The 21,090-nt window shown below is 51.4% G+C and carries 21 protein-coding genes; 7 read left to right on the top strand and 14 right to left on the bottom strand.

What is annotated here, in order from left to right; all coding sequences use genetic code 11:
• Positions 1–315 precede the first annotated feature (315 nt).
• From rpmH to GN242_RS21325, 6 genes are all read left to right on the top strand, one after another.
• Entirely contained in the window at positions 316–456 is a 141-nt protein-coding gene (rpmH, locus tag GN242_RS21350; RefSeq protein ID WP_003023858.1) for a 50S ribosomal protein L34, read from the top strand.
• A 17-nt stretch (positions 457–473) separates the two neighbouring features.
• On the top strand, positions 474–833 hold the full coding sequence (gene rnpA, locus GN242_RS21345; protein WP_048917912.1) for a ribonuclease P protein component: 360 nt from the start codon (positions 474–476) through the stop codon (positions 831–833).
• Positions 797–1,054, top strand: a complete 258-nt coding sequence (yidD, locus tag GN242_RS21340; RefSeq protein ID WP_154753257.1) for a membrane protein insertion efficiency factor YidD — start codon at positions 797–799, stop codon at positions 1,052–1,054. The genes rnpA and yidD overlap by 37 nt, the downstream gene beginning before the upstream one ends.
• Positions 1,055–1,056: 2 nt before the next feature.
• On the top strand, positions 1,057–2,703 hold the full coding sequence (gene yidC, locus GN242_RS21335; protein WP_154753256.1) for a membrane protein insertase YidC: 1,647 nt from the start codon (positions 1,057–1,059) through the stop codon (positions 2,701–2,703).
• Between the two features lie 111 nt (positions 2,704–2,814).
• A complete protein-coding gene (gene mnmE / locus GN242_RS21330) occupies positions 2,815–4,179 on the top strand; it encodes a tRNA uridine-5-carboxymethylaminomethyl(34) synthesis GTPase MnmE (RefSeq protein ID WP_154753255.1) in 1,365 nt (454 codons plus the stop codon).
• A gap of 352 nt (positions 4,180–4,531) precedes the next feature.
• The gene (locus GN242_RS21325) at positions 4,532–5,275 is read left to right on the top strand and encodes a 4'-phosphopantetheinyl transferase family protein (RefSeq protein ID WP_154753254.1); all 744 of its coding nucleotides are present in this window, start codon (positions 4,532–4,534) and stop codon (positions 5,273–5,275) included.
• A gap of 36 nt (positions 5,276–5,311) precedes the next feature.
• On the opposite strand, the gene GN242_RS21320 is transcribed toward GN242_RS21325, so the two are convergent.
• Together GN242_RS21320 and GN242_RS21315 are read right to left on the bottom strand one after the other, a co-directional pair.
• The gene (locus GN242_RS21320; RefSeq protein ID WP_154753253.1) at positions 5,312–6,625 is read right to left on the bottom strand and encodes an NCS2 family permease; all 1,314 of its coding nucleotides are present in this window, start codon (positions 6,623–6,625) and stop codon (positions 5,312–5,314) included.
• The gene (locus GN242_RS21315; protein WP_154753252.1) at positions 6,591–6,767 is read right to left on the bottom strand and encodes a hypothetical protein; all 177 of its coding nucleotides are present in this window, start codon (positions 6,765–6,767) and stop codon (positions 6,591–6,593) included. The genes GN242_RS21320 and GN242_RS21315 overlap by 35 nt, the downstream gene beginning before the upstream one ends.
• A gap of 219 nt (positions 6,768–6,986) precedes the next feature.
• Between GN242_RS21315 and yieH the strand changes: the two genes are divergently transcribed.
• A complete protein-coding gene (gene yieH / locus GN242_RS21310) occupies positions 6,987–7,649 on the top strand; it encodes a 6-phosphogluconate phosphatase (protein ID WP_154753251.1) in 663 nt (220 codons plus the stop codon).
• Positions 7,650–7,703: 54 nt separating this feature from the next.
• Here yieH and GN242_RS21305 read toward each other — a convergent pair whose 3' ends face one another.
• The 12 genes from GN242_RS21305 to glmU all read right to left on the bottom strand — a co-directional run bounded on the left by GN242_RS21305 (position 7,704) and on the right by glmU (position 20,902).
• Positions 7,704–7,982 (bottom strand): IS1-like element transposase, encoded by a 279-nt coding sequence (locus GN242_RS21305; RefSeq protein WP_154753482.1) that lies wholly within the window; start codon positions 7,980–7,982, stop codon positions 7,704–7,706.
• A 141-nt stretch (positions 7,983–8,123) separates the two neighbouring features.
• Positions 8,124–8,405 (bottom strand): FaeA/PapI family transcriptional regulator, encoded by a 282-nt coding sequence (locus GN242_RS21300; RefSeq protein WP_156288163.1) that lies wholly within the window; start codon positions 8,403–8,405, stop codon positions 8,124–8,126.
• 244 nt (positions 8,406–8,649) lie between these two features.
• On the bottom strand, positions 8,650–9,147 hold the full coding sequence (locus tag GN242_RS21295) for a transcription termination/antitermination NusG family protein (RefSeq protein WP_154753249.1): 498 nt from the start codon (positions 9,145–9,147) through the stop codon (positions 8,650–8,652).
• A 507-nt stretch (positions 9,148–9,654) separates the two neighbouring features.
• A complete protein-coding gene (locus tag GN242_RS21290) occupies positions 9,655–10,893 on the bottom strand; it encodes an MFS transporter (RefSeq protein WP_154753248.1) in 1,239 nt (412 codons plus the stop codon).
• Positions 10,894–11,017: 124 nt separating this feature from the next.
• The gene (gene phoU / locus GN242_RS21285; protein ID WP_154753247.1) at positions 11,018–11,752 is read right to left on the bottom strand and encodes a phosphate signaling complex protein PhoU; all 735 of its coding nucleotides are present in this window, start codon (positions 11,750–11,752) and stop codon (positions 11,018–11,020) included.
• A 143-nt stretch (positions 11,753–11,895) separates the two neighbouring features.
• Complete coding sequence (gene pstB, locus GN242_RS21280; protein WP_154753246.1) at positions 11,896–12,666, bottom strand: phosphate ABC transporter ATP-binding protein PstB; 771 nt, start codon at positions 12,664–12,666, stop codon at positions 11,896–11,898.
• 44 nt (positions 12,667–12,710) lie between these two features.
• Positions 12,711–13,598: a phosphate ABC transporter permease PstA gene (gene pstA / locus GN242_RS21275; RefSeq protein WP_154753245.1), complete on the bottom strand. Its 888-nt coding sequence runs from the start codon at positions 13,596–13,598 to the stop codon at positions 12,711–12,713.
• Entirely contained in the window at positions 13,595–14,557 is a 963-nt protein-coding gene (gene pstC / locus GN242_RS21270) for a phosphate ABC transporter permease PstC (protein WP_154753244.1), read from the bottom strand. The genes pstA and pstC overlap by 4 nt, the downstream gene beginning before the upstream one ends.
• 91 nt (positions 14,558–14,648) lie before the next feature.
• Positions 14,649–15,689 carry a phosphate ABC transporter substrate-binding protein PstS gene (gene pstS, locus GN242_RS21265; RefSeq protein WP_154753243.1) on the bottom strand — a complete coding sequence of 347 codons (1,041 nt, stop codon included), beginning with the start codon at positions 15,687–15,689 and terminating at the stop codon, positions 14,649–14,651.
• A 374-nt stretch (positions 15,690–16,063) separates the two neighbouring features.
• A complete protein-coding gene (locus GN242_RS21260) occupies positions 16,064–17,395 on the bottom strand; it encodes a serine hydrolase domain-containing protein (RefSeq protein ID WP_156288162.1) in 1,332 nt (443 codons plus the stop codon).
• Between the two features lie 142 nt (positions 17,396–17,537).
• Entirely contained in the window at positions 17,538–19,370 is a 1,833-nt protein-coding gene (gene glmS, locus GN242_RS21255; protein WP_154753241.1) for a glutamine--fructose-6-phosphate transaminase (isomerizing), read from the bottom strand.
• A gap of 161 nt (positions 19,371–19,531) precedes the next feature.
• On the bottom strand, positions 19,532–20,902 hold the full coding sequence (gene glmU / locus GN242_RS21250; protein WP_156288161.1) for a bifunctional UDP-N-acetylglucosamine diphosphorylase/glucosamine-1-phosphate N-acetyltransferase GlmU: 1,371 nt from the start codon (positions 20,900–20,902) through the stop codon (positions 19,532–19,534).
• Positions 20,903–21,090: the final 188 nt, after the last annotated feature.

Genomic DNA, 21,090 nt, shown 5'->3' with positions numbered 1-21,090 from the left:
AATTTAATGGTGCCGTCACGTTATTGCCGCAAACGCCATGTAACAGGATCGCCAGAAGATCCTGCGCGATCCTTGCGCTTTTCACTGGACGCCGTATAATTCTTGCCCCGGCGTGTGCGCCATGGCCGTTTTGGCTGCTTTTTCGGTCACTACGGGCAATCAGGATGCGCTTTTCACGCGAAGTAAATTGACTCTGGACTGTACAATTATTACAATCCCGCCTCTTTATTAAAGACACACTGAGGCGTCGGTCGTTTTTTCGGGCCAGATAACGCGTCACCAAGTGAAATTTTTCAAGTTTAGGTAGAAATCGCCATGAAACGCACTTTTCAACCGTCCGTACTGAAGCGTAACCGTTCACACGGTTTCCGTGCTCGTATGGCAAATAAAAATGGTCGTCAGGTTCTGGCACGTCGTCGTGCTAAAGGCCGTTCTCGTCTGACCGTTTCTAAGTAATAAAAGCTAACCGCTGAGTGGTTAAGCTCGCATTTCCCAGGGAGTTACGTTTGTTAACTCCCACTCATTTCACTTTCGTCTTCCAGCAGCCACAACGGGCTGGCACGCCGCAAATCACTATACTCGGCCGCCTGAACACGCTGGGGCATCCCCGCATCGGTCTCACAGTCGCTAAAAAACATGTCAAACGTGCGCATGAACGCAACCGGATCAAGCGATTGACCCGCGAAAGCTTTCGTCTGCGTCAGCATGAATTACCTGCGATGGATTTTGTGATTGTTGCGAAAAAGGGTGTTGCCGATCTGGATAATCAGGCACTGACGGAAGCGTTGGAGAAACTATGGCGTCGTCATTGTCGCCTGGCTCGCGGCTCTTAATTGCGCTGATACGCGTCTACCAACGCGTCATCAGTCCGCTGTTAGGGCCGCACTGCCGTTTCCAGCCCACCTGTTCTCAATACGGTATTGAGGCATTACGCAGGTTTGGGGTGATAAAAGGTAGTTGGTTGACGATGAAACGCATATTAAAATGCCACCCCTTGAACCCGGGTGGCGACGATCCGGTGCCGCCAAAAACCGACGATAACAGAGAACATTAACGATGGATTCGCAACGCAATCTTTTTCTCATCGCTTTTCTGTTCGTGTCTTTTATGATCTGGCAAGCCTGGCAGACGGACCACGCTCCGCAGCCATTGCAAACCCAGACCACGCAGAACACGACCAGCGCAGCCGGTGATGCCGCCAATCAGGGCGTACCTGCCAGTGGCCAGGGCAAAACGATCACCGTTAAGACTGATGTCCTGTCTTTGAACATCAATACTCGCGGTGGCGATATTGACCAGGCGCAGTTGTTGACTTACCCGGACTCACTGGGTTCAGACAAGCCATTCCTGCTGCTGGAAACCACACCAGGATTCCTGTATCAGGCACAAAGCGGTCTGACTGGTCGTAACGGCCCGGACAACCCGGCAAACGGCGCGCGTCCTCTGTATACCGCAGGTCAGGATCACTTCGAGCTGGCTGATGGCCAGAGCGAACTGCGTATCCCGCTGACCTATACCGCAGAAAATGGCGCAACCTTCACCAAGACCTTCGTGCTGAAGCGCGGTGAATATGCGATTAATGTCGATTATCAGATCAACAACGCCTCACAGCAGCCGCTGGAAGTGTCGATGTTTGGTCAGCTGAAGCAGTCTATCGATCTGCCAAAGCATCGTGATACTGGCAGCAGCAACTTTGCTCTGCACACTTTCCGTGGCGCGGCTTACTCGAGCAGTGAGACCAACTACGAGAAGTACAAATTCGATAAGATCAGCGACAACGAAAACCTGAGCACTACCACCACCAACGGTTGGGTGGCAATGTTGCAGCAGTATTTCGCTACCGCATGGGTTCCGCAGACCGCAGGCAACAACACGCTGTACACCAGCAACCTGGGTAACGGGATTGCCGCGATTGGCTACAAATCTGCACCTGTGACCATCGCACCAGGTTCTCAGCAGCAGCTGGCAGCCACTCTGTGGGTTGGCCCGGAAATTCAGGACAAGATGGCAGCAGTTGCTCCGCACCTTGACCTGACGGTAGATTACGGCTGGCTGTGGTTTATCTCTCAGCCGCTGTTTAAATTGCTGAAATTCCTGCACTCCTTTATCGGTAACTGGGGCTTCTCCATTATCGTTATCACCTTCATCGTACGTGGCATCATGTACCCGCTGACTAAAGCGCAGTACACCTCGATGGCCAAAATGCGCATGTTGCAGCCGAAGATTCAGGCAATGCGTGAGCGTTTAGGTGATGACAAGCAGCGTATGAGCCAGGAGATGATGGCGCTGTACAAAGCTGAGAAGGTTAACCCGCTGGGCGGCTGTCTGCCTCTGGTTATCCAGATGCCAATCTTCCTGGCCCTGTACTACATGCTGATGGGCTCAGTAGAGCTGCGCCATGCGCCATTCGCACTGTGGATCCATGACCTTGCGGCACAAGACCCGTACTACATCCTGCCGATCCTGATGGGCGTGACGATGTTCTTCATTCAGAAGATGTCGCCAACCACCGTGACCGACCCGATGCAGCAGAAGATCATGACCTTTATGCCGGTCATCTTCACCGTGTTCTTCTTGTGGTTCCCGTCAGGTCTGGTGCTGTACTACATCGTCAGTAACCTGGTGACCATTATCCAGCAGCAGCTGATTTATCGCGGCCTGGAAAAACGTGGTCTGCACAGTCGCGACAAGAAAAAAGCGTAATTCGGTAACGAATCGCCGCACCCGCAGGGTCAGGCATTCCTGACCCTTGCTAAAATAGTAAGGCGGTCATCATGACCGCCTTATTTTTTTGCCTTAAAAAGAGAATTCAACATGAGCCATAGCGATACTATCGTCGCGCAGGCGACCGCGCCGGGCCGCGGCGGCGTCGGCATTCTGCGTATTTCCGGCAGCAAAGCCGCCGACGTCGCGCAGTTAGTGCTGGGAAAAGTGCCTAAGCCACGCTACGCCGATTACCTGCCGTTCCGTGACGCAGACGGTAGCACCCTCGATCAGGGTATCGCGCTGTGGTTCCCCGGTCCCAACTCATTTACTGGCGAGGACGTACTTGAACTTCAGGGCCACGGCGGCCCGGTTATCCTCGACCTGCTGCTGAAACGCATTGTGGCACAGCCCGGGCTGCGTATTGCTAACCCGGGCGAGTTCTCCGAGCGAGCCTTCCTCAATGACAAACTGGATCTGGCACAGGCAGAAGCTATCGCCGACCTGATTGATGCCAGCTCTGAGCAGGCAGCCCGTTCCGCAGTTAACTCGTTACAGGGCGTATTTTCAGCCCGCGTTAACCATCTTGTGGAAGCGCTCACTCACCTGCGGATCTATGTGGAAGCGGCAATTGACTTCCCGGACGAGGAGATCGACTTCCTCTCTGACGGTAAAATCGAAGCCCAGCTACATGAGGTCATCAGCGACCTGGAGGAAGTACGTGCTGAAGCACGCCAGGGCAGCCTGCTGCGCGAAGGGATGAAAGTGGTGATTGCCGGGCGGCCAAATGCTGGTAAATCGAGCCTGCTGAATGCGCTGGCCGGGCGTGAGGCAGCAATTGTGACCGATATTGCCGGAACCACCCGCGATGTTCTGCGCGAACATATTCATCTTGATGGCATGCCGTTACATATCATTGATACTGCAGGGCTGCGCGATGCCAGCGACGAAGTTGAGCGTATTGGCATCGAACGTGCGTGGAATGAGATTGAAAAGGCCGATCGTGTACTGTTTATGGTTGACGGTACCACCACCGGTGCGACCGAACCTGCTGAGATCTGGCCAGACTTTATCGCACGTCTGCCAGCAACGTTACCGATTACTGTAGTGCGCAATAAAGCCGATATGACTGGCGAAGAGCTGGGTATCGAAGAAGTAAATGGTCACTCACTTATTCGTCTTTCGGCCCGTACAGGTGAAGGAATTGATGCCCTGCGCGACCACCTGAAACAGAGTATGGGCTTTTCAGGCAATATGGAGGGAGGCTTCCTGGCGCGCCGCCGTCATCTTCTCGCCCTGGAGTTAGCAGCCACTCACTTACAGCAGGGAAAAGAGCAGCTTTTAGGAGCCTGGGCGGGTGAGCTTTTAGCCGAGGAGCTGCGTCTTGCACAGCAGGCGCTCAGTGAAATCACCGGAGAGTTCAGTTCGGATGATCTGTTAGGGCGTATTTTCTCCAGCTTCTGTATTGGTAAGTAATAAATTCGATTTAACTGGCGTCTTAACGCAGCAAATCCCCGGGAGCTTAAATCAGTAACCTGCTGCCCGAAGGATGACGCAATCTATACCCTAAATAATTCGGGTTGCAGGCAGGCGGCCACGCAGCGAATCCCCGGGAGCTTACATGAGTAAGTGACCGGGGTGCGCGAGGAGAGCCAACGATCCTGCGGCCCGAAGGATGACGGGTATAGCTCTAATGCACCAGAAATCACCTGATAAACAGTGACAATAGTCTGAAAACCCACCTGTGAATGGAATCCCAGGTGAAATTTGATAAGAATATTCTTACAATGACAATGATGATTACCCGACCATTTTCACGGAGCGACAGATGGCAAGTCATTTTGCACGTTGGGCACTCGCCCAAACCAAAACCCCGACACATCGACTTCCGCAGCAGATAGTTGACCAGGCCTACGGATTTTCTGACAAACGCCGCGTGCGCTTTCTGGCAGCCCGCAGCCTGCTTGCAGAGCTGATGTGCCGCGTATATGGCATCCCTGTGCTTCCTGAAATGATTATCTCCGCCAGCGGCCGTCCTCGTTTTTCTGACCCCGATCTTCCCGATTTTAACTTTGCTTACGCCGGAAATATGGTCGGCGTGGTATTAGCGGAAGAAGGGGGGCGCGCGGGACTGGATATGGAGATCGTTCGCGCCCATAGCCGTCAGACGATAGAACACTATTTTGAATGCCTCTCATCGGGAGAAAAGGCGTGGATCAATGCCCAGAACGATGCGATAGAGGCCTCTACACAGCTCTGGACGCTGCGGCAGAGTATTCTCAAGCTCACTGGCGAAGGGCACGAAGCCAGGGACTCACTACGCTTACACCCGGCTTCCGGACGGCTTCGTTCCACCACCTGTCCTCAGATTCAGGCACTGTGTGACGTAGAGTCGCTGCTGGTGTGGTCATGTGCGCTGTCGCCCGGCACTGAGAAATTAAGTCTGTGGGAATATATCGGGGGAACGGACTGGAAGTCGTTGGGGGATTTTAATGTCTACGCTCATAATCTGGGGCAGCGCACATTGCGTCTGACCAGCCTTCCTGTCGAAAAGCAGCTCCATCATGTCTGAATAAGGATGGCGCATATGCGCCATCCGTCAGCCTGATTAGTGCCCGTCTACAAAAGCAATTTTCAGCACAAATAGCAGTGCAACCACCACCACACATGGGCTGATTTCGCGCCAGCGGCCAGTGCCCAGCTTCATCACACAATACGCGATAAAGCCCAGCGCGATACCTTCGGTGATCGAGAAGCTGAATGGCATCATCGCGGCGGTGACAAATGCCGGAACTGCTTCGGTCAGGTCGTCCCACTTCACGCGTGCCAGACTTGAGGTCATCAGCACACCCACATAGATCAGCGCACCGGCAGCCGCATATGCAGGCACCATACCCGCCAGCGGCGACAGGAACATCACCAACAGGAACAGCAGGCCTGTTACCACCGCCATTAAACCAGTACGTCCGCCAACGGAAACACCGGACGAGCTTTCGATATAAGCGGTTACCGATGAGGTACCAATAAATGAACCGGCAACCGAGCTGATACTGTCAACGTAGAGTGCCTGCTTCATACGCGGGAACTTGCCGTTCTCATCAGCCAGACCAGCTTTATCCGTTACCCCAATCAGCGTACCGGAGGAGTCAAACAGGTTTACCAGCATAAATGAGAAGATGATACCGGCCATGCCGATATTCAGGGAGTCCTTCAGGTTTACCTGGCCCAGTACCGGGGCCACCGATGGCGGTGTCGAGAAGATGCCAGTGAATTTCACATCCCCAATAGCCAGGCCAATGCCCGTCGTCACTACGATCGATACCAGAACCGCCGCGTGGATATTACGCGATGCGAGAATAGCGATAATGAAGAAACCCAGCGCCCCAAGCAGTACGCTGTGCGAAGTCAGATTCCCTACCGAAACCAGCGTTGCTTCGTTTGCCACGATGATACCGGCATTTTTCAGCCCCATCATGGCGATAAACAGGCCAATACCGGCGGTAATACCTACGCGCAGACTGAGCGGAATATTGGCAATCATCCAGTAACGCACGCGGAAGATGGTCAGTAACAACAGGCCAACAGCACCCCAAAAGATTGCACCCATCCCGATCTGCCATGAGATGCCCATGGCACCGACGACCACGAAAGCGAAGAACGCATTCAGGCCCATTGCTGGTGCCAGAGCAACCGGCAGGTTTGCGACCAGTCCCATCAGGATACTGCCGAACGCGGCAATCAGACAGGTGGTGACAAAGACCGCCTGAGTATCCATATGTGCCTCGCCCAGAATCTGCGGGTTAACAAAAACGATATACACCATCGTCAGAAAAGTGGTGAAACCGGCAATCACCTCTGTACGAACGGTGGTGCCATGTTCCTCTAATTTAAAAATCCGCTGTAAAAGACCGTGCTTCGTCATTATGTGTTTCCAGAACGGAGAAAAAGTTGTCGGCCGCTATCCTACCCCAAAATTCATATTTTGGGATGCCAATCACCGTTTTTTTCGCAACCGATTGCGCTATTTTTACCGCCTGATCACAACCATTAACAGTAATTGACATAACTTACCTTAGTGATAATCAGCTATTCATTAGACTAACCTTAAAGAGGAATAAATGATTCATGGTGAGGGAGGCGATACTGCCTTGAGGGGGGATTATAGTGGTGAAAAACTCACAGCCACAGCGTAGCCACCAGGCCTTTGTACTATCAATGATCGAAATTCATCCACATTTCAGGCTAGTATGAAATATCAGCCCATCAGCACATAAGGAAGCAGGATGTCAGTGGAATGCATTTTTTTCGATTGTGACGGAACGCTGGTAGACAGCGAAATGCTCTGTACTCAGGCTTACGTCAACACCTTCGCACAGTTTGGCGCCACGTTATCGCTTCAGGAGATGTTTGAAAAATATAAAGGCGTGAAGCTGTACGACATCATCAGTGATGTCAGTGCTCAATATCAGCTTTCAATACCTGTGGAAATTCTGGAGCCAGCCTATCGTAAGGAAGTGGCGCGCCTGTTCGACCTCGAACTGAAACCTATCGCTGGCGCAAAGGCGCTGCTGGAGCAGATCACCGTACCGGCGTGCGTCGTCTCAAACGGAACAGTACCCAAAATGCAACACTCACTCGGCCTGACCGGTATGCTGTCGTTTTTCGGGGAGCATCTGTACAGCGGCTACGATATTGGGCGCTGGAAGCCCGATCCTGAACTGATGTATCACGCTGCACGGCAAATGAATGTTCCGATTGAGCGCTGTATTTTGATCGATGATTCAGAAGCCGGTGCAAAGGCAGGCATCGCTGCCGGGATCCCGGTTTTCTATTATTGTGCTGATGAACATAATCCAGCCATCGACCATCCACTGGTCACCGTGTTTAACGACATGGCGCAGCTCCCCGCACTGTGGCAGAAAAAAGGCTGGCAGCTAACGCGATAACCAGTACATCTAACAACGGCCTTTAACAGTACGCCGAAGGTGGTTTCAGTCACATTAGTTGACTTTGTAGCGGGAATTTTTTAACTGCCGTATCACCGTTTTCAGGCTGATACCCAGCGTTCGGGCGGTATCTTTATACTCTGATCCGCCCTTCGTCATCTCAAGGATAGTTTGGCGAACATCCGGACAGGAACCCAGGTAGTAGAAATCAAGTTGAAAGGTTTTCAGGCACAGCTGGCAACGATAGCGTTGCATTCCTGACGTAGAACGCCCGTTACGACGAATCCTACTGTTTTCATTACAACGAGGGCAAACAACATTACCCGTACTCATGCATCTCACTCCAGCGACTGAGTGCGCTAACAGGGTTAATCTGCTTTAACACATGTTTTCGCATCTAATGGAAAAAAGTGGGAAACCGTCACCACTAATAATAAATAAATAAAGTCGATAAAAAACTGGCATGGGAAAAGACTAAATCCCATCATTTTTATTGGCATACCAACGTAGTGAATTTAATAATGGTGAGGAGTGTTTGATAACTTTCCCCTCATTAACAAGCTGAAGAAGGATATTCCGTGTCATGTAAATCGTTTCTCCACAGCTATCTGCCAGCTCTCTGGTTTTAGGCCAAGTTTCAGGATTTGAAAAACCTCGTCCTTTCTCTCTACTTTCATTCATACCTCCACAAAGTAAATTCAACGTTCTTAAAACCTCTTGCTTTTTTTCCTGAACAACAAGCTTTGTTCTTCTCATGGCATTATTTACAGGATAGCGTTAATCGAAACACTAACCCATCCTCCTGGTTTTTATAAAATAGATCTCACTCACCCTCTTTTTACTCAAAGAGAGAGTGCGCTTTTTTGATTAAAAAAGAAGAGCGAGGAGAAATATAACTAAGGGTTATTGTAATAATAATAACTAAACTATTAAGTAAGACACCCAGATAACCTTTAGAAAGAATAATGTTTTTTTAATTAACTTTAGCTTAAGAAACTTATTAAATATTAGAGAATTGATGCGCCGATTCTGGTAAGCATACATTTTCACTTTCTTCTCTAATAATATCCTGCAATAAGGCCAGCAACTCCGGCCCTCTACCATATTGAATTTTATTAATTTTTTCTTCAAAGCAAGCCAACCGATCATCATAATCAATAGCCTGATCAGAAAATATACTCCTGCAACTCTTCATCATTAACACATCAATCAAGGCTTGTGGTAACGGCTTCGGTTCACTACCAAACCTGACAAAATAATTAACTCCTGGCAAAGTATTTATTTTAGATAAAGGAATTAACTCAGGATTAAAACTAACAAATAAATAGGGTGGGAACATGGGGACAATTCTGGATCTCGGATTTTTAGAGTCCGTTCTATTCTTTTCACACTTCATCACAGGACAAAATATTTTGACACCAATTCTACTCAATGATGCTTCTGCCTGTTTAATTCTTCCATACTTACAACAAATTAAATACCAACCATCCGCTGTCATACTGCATATCCTTAAACACTATTCTTTACAAGACTCAATATAAAAAAACCACAAATGAAGTTATATAGCAGGCAAGCTCCGCCATAACCTTTCCACTAAAATGGATAGACCTGAAATAGAAAAAAATCTTAAATTATTAAGTCAAAAGGTAACACCGCATCCTGTTCTGACGGTGGCTGTCAGAGGAGCAGAAAAAAACCCATCAACTCTATCTTGATAAGATTAACCAGGTTCTTACTTCATGTAAACAACAAAATATAGCTAAAAAAGCCGGACGAACACAAATTTGAAGAGTTAAATACTGAATACCAATAAAAAATAACACAAACAAGCTGGGTTATTATTTTTACGCGAAAGAAACAGTCGCATATATTAATTACCGGCTAACTTTCGTTAGGATGTTTTTAATTGTAACTATGAAGAAATCCACACTAATAGAGGATAAATCGCGAGGGGGGTAAAAAATAAAAAGCCCTGCGCCAGCAGTTAAGCGCAGGACAAAATCAGTTAACCAATCGCACCCAGCACGTCATCCTGGCCCTGTTTTTTCGGCAGCAAAAACAGCGTAGCGGCAATATCCAGCAGATAGATCAGCGCCAGCATGGTGATAGCTGCCGTAAACGACCACTGGCTGACCAACAGACCAATGACCAGTGGCCCGAATCCGCCGACACCACGCCCCAGATTAAACAGAACGTTCTGTGCCGTAGCACGCACTTTTACCGGGTAGGTATCAGAAATCAGCGCACCGTAGCCACCAATCATACCGTTGACAAACATGCCCATCAGCGCGCCGGTAAACAGCATGGTGCCAGGATCACGCAGCTGTGCATAGACCACCACCATCACCACCGCGCCAAACTGATACACCAGGAAGATTTTCCAGCGAGAGAAGCGGTCAGCCAGCAGACCAAACAGCCAGATACCAAAGGTCATTCCCACCACCGTCACCGCAGTCCACAGCCCGGATTTTGTCAGCGAGAAGCCGAAGTTCGAGGAGAGATAGCTTGGCATCCAGATCATCAGACCGTAGTAGCCAAAATTTTGTACTGAACAGAGGATAAAGATGCCGATACTGGCTTTAGTTGTAGCAGCATCCGCGAACAGCAGCTTAATACGTGCGCTAAATGACAGCCCCTGATTCACATCAACATGCTGAGTAAATGCCTCCGGCTCGCCCATACCACGGCGAATGACAAAAGAAGCCAGCGCGGGCAGCAGGCCAACAAGGAACATACCGCGCCAGCCGATCACCTCCAGCAGAACCGGAGTGATAAATGCTGCCAGCAGCACGCCAAGCTGCCAGCCCATGCCTACCCAGGCGGAAGCGCGGTTACGCTTATTGGCAGGCCAGGCTTCAGCGATTAACGCCATACCTATACCGAATTCACCGCCCAACCCCATGCCAGCAAGGGTACGGTATGCCAGCAGATCCCAGTATCCCTGCGCCACTGCGCATAGTCCGGTAAACACCGAGAACATCAGAATAGTAAACGTCAGTACGCGAATACGCCCAAGACGGTCGCTGATATGACCGAAGATGATACCACCCAGCACCGCGCCAATTAGCGTCCAGGTGACCAGTGAACCGGCCTGAGAAGGGGATAATGCCAGCGACAGGCTGATTGCAGGCAGCATAAAGCCAAGGATCAGCAGATCAAAGCCGTCCATTGCATAGCCGCTGACAGCAGCGACCATCGCTTTGCCTGGGGTCACGCTGCGCTTGTCAGGGGGGGAAATTGACATGGTTTTTGACCTTTTCATTGGAATTTTGCCGCAAGTATAAGTATGGCGGCCGGTGGTATCCAGACGAAAAAGTAATGAGGATGGAATAACGGCGTGCCTGTGAGGGGGCACGCCTGAAAAGAGGTTAAGCCGGACTGCTGCCCGCGTCGTCACCGGCCAGCAGTTTATCCAGCTGGTCGCCGCCAACATGACGGAAGTCCTGACCTTTTACGAAGTAAAAGATAATTTCACAAATATTCTGGCAACGGTCACCAATGCGCTCAATAGCACGGGCGCAGAACAGCGCAGTCAGCACACTCGGGATAGTGCGTGGATCTTCCATCATATAGGTCATCAGCTGACGCACGATGCCCTCATACTCCTGGTCGACTTTCTTATCTTCACGATAGATTTCAATAGCGGCGCTAAGATCCATACGCGCAAAAGCATCCAGCACATCATGCAGCATCTGAATAGTATGATGCCCCAGTGACTCCAGGCTCACCAGCAGCGGCTGATGCTGCTGGGAGAATTTTTCCAGCGCAGTACGGCTGATCTTCTCGGCCACATCGCCAATACGTTCCAGTTCGGAGATGGTTTTGATGATCGCCATCACCAGGCGCAGATCGCTGGCGGTAGGCTGGCGTTTAGCGATGATACGCACGCAGGCTTCATCGATCGCTACTTCCATCATATTGACCTTGTGGTCACCTTCAATCACCTTATTCGCCAGCTCGCCGTCCTGGTTGTGCATTGCGGTGATCGCATCCATCAACTGCTGCTCTACCATGCCGCCCATGGTCATTACCTGGGTACGAATGTGCTCCAGCTCGGCATTAAACTGTCCGGAGATATGTTTGTTCAGATTTAAGCTATCCATTTTTACTCCCAACCTGTTTTAAACAGGCGTTATGAACGCAGACAGTTTAGGCGCGGCCAGCGCACGGGAACCGGAGCGTACTCAAGTACGTGAGGATTCCGTGCACTATCCCCAGCCCAAAGTGGCAAGTTTAATAGCCTGTTTCAACCGTAGCGGCCGGTGATGTAATCTTCAGTTTGCTTCTGATGTGGCTTGGTAAACAGCGTATCGGTATCGCTAAATTCGATCAGTTCGCCAAGATACATAAATGCCGTGTGATCGGAGCAGCGTGCCGCCTGCTGCATATTATGGGTCACGATCACCACGGTGTAATCCTGTTTCAGCTCCGTAATCAGCTCTTCAATGCGCCCGGTCGAGATCGGATCAAGCGCCGAGCATGGCTCATCAAGCAGCAGCACTTCCGGACGAATGGCAATGCCACGGGCGATGCACAGGCGCTGCTGCTGCCCGCCGGAAAGACTGTAACCACTCTGATGCAGCTTATCTTTGGTTTCTGTCCACAGTGCGGCTTTGGTCAAAGCCCACTGCACACGCTCATCCATATCAGCACGGGACAGTTTTTCAAACAGGCGTACACCGAAGGCGATATTGTCATAAATCGACATCGGGAATGGCGTCGGCTTCTGGAACACCATGCCAACTCGGGCGCGCAGCAGGGCAATATCCTGGTTGGCCGTCAGAATGTTTTCACCATCCAGCAGAATTTCACCTTCAGCATGCTGCTCGGGGTAGAGCGAAAACATCTTATTAAATGTACGCAGCAGGGTGGATTTACCGCAGCCGGATGGGCCGATAAACGCCGTTACCTGGTTTTTAGCAATATCCAGATTGATGTTTTTCAGCGCATGAAATTTTCCGTAATAGAAGTTCAAATCACGAACCTGAATCATCTTAGCGGAAGTATTATCAACCATTTTTATCTCACTTAGTCCGCGCCGCAACCGCCGCGCTGCTCAAATTAATGTTTGCTCTTGGCGAAGATCACGCGTGCCAGGATGTTCAGTAACAGTACGCACAGCGTAATGATCAGCACGCCAGCCCAGGCCAGACTTTGCCATTCGGCAAATGGGCTCATCGCGAACTTAAAGATGGTCACCGGCAGGTTCGCCAGCGGTTGCATCATATCGGTGCTCCAGAACTGGTTCGACAGCGAGGTAAACAGTAACGGTGCCGTCTCTCCGGCAATGCGGGCGATAGCCAGCAGTACCCCAGTCAGGATGCCTGAAACCGATGCTTTCAGCGTAATGGCAGATATCATCTTCCATTTTGGCGTACCCAGCGCGTAAGCCGCCTCACGCAGGCTGTCCGGCACCAGTCTCAACATATTTTCGGTGGTGCGAATGACAATCGGAATCTGTAACAGTGCCAGCGCAACCACTCCGGCCCAGCCGGAGAAGTGTTTCATCTGCGACACCACAATGGTGTAAACGAAGAGCCCCACTACGATCGAGGGTGCCGAAAGCAGGATGTCGTTAATAAACCGAATCACCTCAGCAAGCCAGGACTTGCGCCCGTACTCAGCCAGGTAAATCCCCGCCATAATCCCCAGCGGCGTGCCGACCGCAGTTGACCAGAAGATCAGCAGGCCGCTGCCCGCCAGGGCGTTTGCCAGACCACCACCAGCAGTATTCGGCGGTGGTGTATTTTCGGTAAACAGCGACAGCGTCATACCATCAATACCGCGAGTCACCGTAGAGAACAGGATCCATACCAGCCAGAACAGGCCAAACGCCATCGTCAGCAACGACAGGGTGAGGGCAATACGGTTTTTCATCCGACGCCACGCCTGCATTTTACGGCGTGAAGCTAACAGCTCATCACGCGTCTGCAATTCCATCGTGGTCATGAGCGCGCTCCTTCACTTTTAGCCAGGCGCAGGATCATCAGCTTCGAACAGGCCAGTACGATAAAGGTGATAACAAACAGGATCAGGCCCAGCTCCATCAGCGCGGCGGTATGTACGCCCGACTCTGCTTCAGCAAATTCGTTCGCCAGTGCAGAAGTAATGCTGTTGCCCGGCATAAACAGTGAAGGGCTGTCGAGCTGGTAGGTATTACCGATAATAAAGGTCACCGCCATGGTTTCACCCAGTGCGCGCCCCAGCCCGAGCATCACGCCACCAATCACCCCATTTTTGGTGAAAGGCAGAACCACACGCCACATTACTTCCCACGTGGTGCAGCCGATGCCATAAGCGGACTCTTTCATCATTACCGGCGTCTGCTCGAACACGTCGCGCATCACGGACGCGATATAGGGAATAATCATAATCGCGAGGATAATACCGGCGGCGAGAATCCCGATACCAAAGGCCGGGCCGGAGAACAGAGCACCGACAATCGGCACGTTAGCCAGCACATCGCCGACCGGCTGCTGGAAATAAGTGGCAAACAGCGGAGCGAAGATAAACAGCCCCCACATGCCATAGACAATACTTGGAATAGCCGCCAACAGCTCAATGGCCACACCCAGAGGACGGCGCAGCCAGTTTGGGGCCAGTTCCGTCAGGAACAGGGCGATGCCAAAACTTACCGGGACAGCGATAAGCAGGGCAATAACAGAGGTGACAAGAGTGCCGTAAATCGGCACCAGCGCACCAAACTGTTCGTTGGGCGCATCCCACTCTTTATTCCACAAGAATGAGAAGCCAAACTTCTGGATGCTCGGCCATGAAGAGATAATCAGGGAGACGATAATGCCGCCGAGCAACAACAGCACAATCAGCGCAGCCAGTTTGACCAGTGCGCCGAAGATGATGTCACCCTGTTTTCCGGGAGCCTTGAATGCCGGCTTGGTTGCAGCCATAGAATTCTCGAGTCTGAAACGTATCGGGCAAGGCTTGCCTTACCCATGGGGGCACAGACGCCACGTCAGCCGTGACGCCTGCTGCATAAACTCAGTACAGCGCTTTACCTGAGCTGTCTTTCACATTGGTTTTCCAGGCGGCACGGATCTGCTCAACAACTGAATCTGGCAGTGATGCGTAGTCCAGGCCTGCGGTGGTTTTGCTGCCGTTTTTATACGCCCAGTCAAAGAACTTCAGCACAGCGGCACCTTTCTCGGCGTTTGCCTGCTCTTTGTGTACCAGGATAAAGGTGGTAGAGGTGATTGGCCACGCGTTGTCACCTTTTTGGAAGGTCAGATCCTGAGCAAATGACTTGCTCCAGTCTGCACCTTTAGCTGCATCGCTAAAGCTCTTCTCACCCGGCTCAATTGATTTGCCATCCGCATCCACCAGCTTGGTATATGCCAGACTGTTCTGCTTCGCATAAGCATACTCAACATAGCCGATTGAACCAGGCAGACGCTGCACGAAAGCGGCGACGCCATCATTACCTTTACCACCCAGACCGGTTGGCCAGTTGACGGTGCTGCCTTTACCGACTTTGCTATTCCAGTCGCTGTTCACTTTTGACAGGTAGCTGGTGAAGACGAATGAAGTACCGGAACCGTCAGCGCGGCGAACCACGTTGATGTTGGAATCAGGCAGCTTCACACCCGGGTTCAGCTTAGTGATCGCCGGATCGTTCCACTTTTTGATAGTACCGAGATAGATATCACCGACAGTTTTGCCATCCAGCGTCAGCTGTCCAGATTTGATACCAGGAATATTAACCGCCAGTACCACCCCGCCAATAACTGTCGGAAACTGGAACAGGCCATTTTTTTCTAAATCTTCGTCTTTCATCGGTGCATCTGACGCACCGAAATCTACGGTTTTAGCAATAATTTGCTTAACGCCGCCGGATGAACCGATACCCTGATAGTTAACCTGGCTGCCCGTCGCGGTGTTGTACTCTGCTGCCCACTTGTTATAGACAGGTGCCGGGAACGTGCCGCCAGCGCCAGTCAGGTTGGTTGCAGCCATAGCAGAGACGGCGCTCAGAGAAAGGGTTACTGCGACGAATTGAGCCAGGGTTTTGTGCATCAGTGTCATGTTCCCTCCACGGGATTAAAAAGTCAGGCCAGTTGCCGTGTTTGTCTATAGCCAAAATAATTCGGGTTGCAGGAGGGCGGCAAATGAGCGAATCCCGATAAGCTTACTGTTGTAAGTGGTTCGGGTGAGCGGATGTAGCCAACGCACCTGCAGCTTGAAGTAAGAAGGATATAATTATTGATTGCTGCTGGAGGCAAAATAGGACAGTTTGGTGACAGTAAAATGTACGAAATATGACACTTTTGTGACATGGCGCTTCCCTGCCCCAGACCCACTCAGACGGTTCTTTCAATCATAGCGATCGGATCCGTGTGCATTTTATACCGGATGCCTGCCGTGCTTTTCTGCACAGCAGGCGTTGGACAACCAACAGATTATTCAGCTGTATGTGATAGCTTATTCGCAATCGCATTGAACAGCAGTGAGGCTTCGAGAGACTGACCATCTGCCGCAGGTTCAGCCACCGGCCAGGTGGCCCACTGAACAATAACCAGTTTCTGCGGTTGATCGATGGCAATCATCTGGCCGTAGATGCCTTCAGCCGACAGCGCTTTATTACGGGTTAAACCTTCCACAGGAGATGCGCCTTTGGTATCCAGCGGTACATATTTGTTCCACCACTGGTAGCCAAACTGACCTTCAGGATAGGCGGTAGTGACTGAGTTTTGCGCCTTGTTCCAGGTGCTGGCCTCTTCTACCCATCCATCGGGCAGGGCTTTAGTGCCGTCAGGCAGAACGCCGTTGTTCATCACGAACAGACCAAATTTACCCCAGTCTTCCAGCGTGGCGTTGAAACCGTGGGCACCAACATCATGTTTCCCCGGCCAGTAGCTATGCCATACACCATCATTCACCATGCCATACGGTTTCCAAATATTTTCCTGGAGATAGTGCGCCAGAGTTTCACCAGTGGCCTTTTCCAGCGTGTCTCCCAACACCCAGGCACCGCCTGAGGAGTAAGACCAGATCTGGCCCGGTTGTGCGTAGGCTTTCCGCTGGGGATCCAGGATCAGCTTACTGACGCAGTCATAGGTATCTTTGCCAGCTTCACACTGGGTCAGCTTAGAAAAGTCGGAGGTGGGATTGGTGTAATCCTCATTCCATGTCACGCCGGAGGTGTGCTGCAACAGACTGCGCAGCGGTACATGCTCCCAGGCTGTTCCACGTAGCGCAGGATTATATTTCCCCGCTTCATCATCCAGCGAGGCTATTTTCCCCTGTTTTAGCGCAATACCAACCAGAGTGGATACAACTGACTTGCCAACGGAACGCGAAGTCCACAGGGTAGTTTTGGTATTCCCTTTACCGTAATAATCCCAGACCTTTTTACCGTCTTTAATCACCATCATACCGGTGATGTTGTTACGTTTAAGGTAGTTTTCCAGTGAATATTTGTGTCCTTTATATTCATAGGAGACGTGAGAGAGATTACGGTGGGCAGAAGGCAGTGGCACAGGTTTGCCGGCGTGGAAGATATCTCCCGGGTAGGAGCGATAGTCATTACGATAGCCAACCACGCGCTGCGCGGGTGTCCAGGTCAGCATATCCTTAACGTCTGGCAGATTTTTATCCTGCGGCTGCGGACAGGTTGTGAGTGGTAGCGGGCAGTGAGTCTTCGCTGGTGCTGGTGCTGGTGCCGCTCCTGCTTCAAATGCCAGGCCGAGACAGAGCGTCATCAGACAAAATCCCGTCTTCATCTTTTTCATTATATTCCCTTAAAATTACAAAAGAATCTGCATTGTAAAGTAAGGGATAGCGGGTTTTTGGACAAAAAAAGTCCAGCATACTGCCGATGCAGTAATGCCGGACTCTTGAGCGGTGCGCCGGGTTCAGCGACGCACGGAAAGCTTATTCTACGGTAACGGATTTCGCCAGGTTACGCGGCTGATCCACATCGGTGCCTTTGATCAGCGCCACATGGTAAGAAAGCAGCTGTAGCGGCACGGTGTAGAAAATCGGTGCAATCACCTCTTCCACATGCGGCAATGGAATAATGCGCATTCCTTCGCTGTTGGCAAAACCGGCGTCAATATCGGCGAAGACATACAGCAGACCACCACGGGCGCGCACTTCTTCGATATTCGACTTCAGCTTCTCCAGCAGTTCATTATTCGGTGCCACCACAATCACCGGCATATCCGCATCAATCAGTGCTAACGGGCCGTGTTTCAGCTCCCCGGCAGCATAGGCTTCAGCATGAATATAGGAGATCTCTTTCAACTTCAGCGCCCCTTCCATGGCGATCGGATACTGATCGCCACGACCGAGGAACAGCGCATGCTGCTTGTCAGAGAAATCTTCCGCCAGCGAAGCAATCAGCTCATCCTGTGACAGCATCTGTTCAATGCGGCTTGGCAGCGCTTGCAGGGAGTGCACGATATCGTGCTCAACCTGCGGATCAATGCCTTGCAGACGACCGATTTTCGCCACCAGCATCAGTAATACCGTCAGCTGGGTGGTGAACGCCTTGGTAGATGCCACGCCGATCTCTGTTCCGGCCCGGGTCATTAGCGCCAGGTCAGACTCACGTACCAGCGATGAACCGGCAACGTTGCAGATCGCCAGCGAGCCCAGGTAACCCAGCTCTTTTGACAGACGCAGCGCTGCGAGGGTATCGGCAGTTTCACCCGACTGTGAAAGGGTGATCAGCAGGCTGTTTTTACGTACTGCTGATTTGCGGTAGCGGAACTCAGAGGCGATCTCAACGTCACAAGGCACGTTAGCCAGCGACTCAAACCAGTAACGGGAAACCATACCGGAGTTATACGAGGTTCCGCAGGCAACGATCTGTATATGTTCAACCTTCGCCAGCAGAGTATCAGCCTGAGGCCCCAGTTCGGAGAGATCGACCTCGCCGTGACTGAAACGACCACTCAGGGTGTTTTTGATCGCCACCGGCTGCTCGTAAATCTCTTTCTGCATATAGTGACGGTAGATGCCTTTATCCCCGGCATCGTACTGTGCATTAGATTCAATTTCAGCGCGTTTCACCTGATTGCCCTGACGATCGAAGATGATGACATCACGGCGGGTGATTTCCGCAATATCGCCCTCTTCAAGGTAAACAAAACGACGAGTCACCGGCAGCAGCGCCAGCTGATCGGAAGCAATAAAGTTTTCACCCACACCACGACCAATCACCAGCGGGCTGCCGGAACGAGCGGCAACAACGGTGGAAGGATCGCGGCTGTCCATGATCACCATGCCGTAGGCACCGCGCAGCTGAGGGATCACCCGCTGTACAACTTCACGCAGCGAACCGCCCTGCTGTTTTTGCTCCCAGTGCACCAGATGCGCCACCACTTCGGTGTCGGTTTCAGAGGCAAAGCTATAGCCACGGGCAATCAGCTGCTCACGCAGCGGCTCATGGTTCTCAATAATGCCGTTATGAACAATAATAATGTGTTCGGAGATATGCGGATGCGCATTAGCTTCCGATGGTTCGCCATGAGTAGCCCAGCGCGTGTGCGCAATACCCGTCCCACCCACCAGCGGGGTAGTTTCTGCGGCTTCTGCCAGATTTTGCACTTTACCCAGACGACGCAGGCGGGTGGCATTTCCCTGATGATCAACAACGGCCAGACCCGCAGAGTCATAGCCCCTGTATTCCAGACGACGCAGCCCTTCAAGCAGGATTTCTGCAATATCACGCTGCGCTACAGCACCAACAATTCCACACATAATAATTTTCCTGACATGATGCCGTTCAGCGGCATCAGCGTTGTCTTCTGACCTGATTGTTCCGGTATATTCCGGTTCCCCGAGCCTTGTAGAGTTGGGGATTATTTTTATATTTACTGCTTTTACTCAGGGCGAGGCATGCCTCACCCCTAAAAATCGGGCTATTTTCTCTTTTCAGGACGCTGCCAGCTTGCTTTAAGCTGCTGTTCTTTACGGTTGTACACCAGCCCTGCCGCCGGAACATCTTTCATAATGGTGGTTCCCGCTGCAATGGTCACTCCTGCGGCCACCGTCACCGGCGCGATCAGCTGAGTATCCGAACCGACAAACACATCATCACCAATGATAGTTTTCGATTTATTGATGCCGTCGTAGTTACAGGTAATGGTGCCAGCGCCAATATTCACATTAGCACCGATTTCCGCATCGCCGAGATAGCTCAGATGGCCGGCTTTAGAACCTTTGCCCAGCCGGGCTTTTTTCATCTCAACAAAGTTACCTACATGCGCACCTTCTGCCAGCTCGCTACCCGGACGCAGACGGGCAAATGGCCCGACGGTACAGCCAGAGTCGAGCTGCGCATCTTCTATAACGCTGTACGGGCTGATCACACTGTCATCAGCAATCACACTATTTTTAATCACGCAGCCGCTGCCGATTTTGACCCTGTCACCCAGCGTCACTTTACCTTCAATGATGACGTTGGTATCAATCACCACATCACGGCCGTGCTTCAGTTCACCGCGCAGGTCGAAACGCGCCGGGTCGAGCAACATCACGCCTGCCAGCAGCAGTTTTTCCGCCTGTTCAGCCTGGTACACGCGCTCCAGCGTTGCCAGTTGCAGACGATTATTCACACCTTCAGTTTCGGTGGTTTTAGCCGGATGCACCGCCTGGATCTGACGGCCTTCCTGATGGGCGAGGGCGATAATATCAGTAATATAATATTCACCCTGTGCGTTGTTATTGGTCAGCTTGCCCAGCCAGCGCTTCAGGTCTGCACCGTTAGCCAGCAAAATACCGGTATTGATCTCGTTAATCAGCAGCTGTTCCGGAGTGGCATCTTTCTGTTCAATAATGCCAACCACCTGACCTGCTTCGCGGATAATGCGCCCGTATCCGGTCGGGTTGTCCAGAATCACCGTCAGCAGGCCAATACCACCCTGCGGTTTCGCGCTCTGAAGCTGACGCAGCGTCTCCACGGAGATTAGCGGCACATCGCCATACAGCATCAAAATGTCTTCATCATCAGCGAAGTGAGGGGAGGCCTGCTGCATCGCATGGCCCGTACCCAGCTGTTCCGCCTGCAACACCCAGTTGAGTGAATCATCGCGCAGGGTGCTCTTCAGGAGATCGCCTCCGTGGCCATACACCAGATTAATGCGCTGCGCGTTAAGCGCCTTAGCGGCATCAATCACATGTTGCACCATCGGTTTTCCGGCGAGGGTATGCAGCACCTTCGGGAGATCGGAATACATTCGGGTTCCTTTACCAGCGGCAAGGATTACCACGCTCATAGCACTGTTTGACATACGCGTCCTGAATCTGTTTAGTGAGAGAAGTAAATCGATTTAGCCTTGAAATTTCTACATATTTTTCAACAAAAAACGTACGGAGGGAAAAGTAACATTCCACAGGGAATTTCCTTCCTTAATCGCAACATAATCGCCCGCTGACAGGGGAAATCTGTCAGTTTATGCCCAGTTTAACCTGCAAAATC

This window comes from Erwinia sorbitola (assembly GCF_009738185.1).
In the GTDB taxonomy this organism is placed as follows: Bacteria; Pseudomonadota; Gammaproteobacteria; order Enterobacterales; family Enterobacteriaceae; genus Erwinia; species Erwinia sorbitola.
This window is presented reverse-complemented; position numbering and strand designations above follow the sequence as displayed.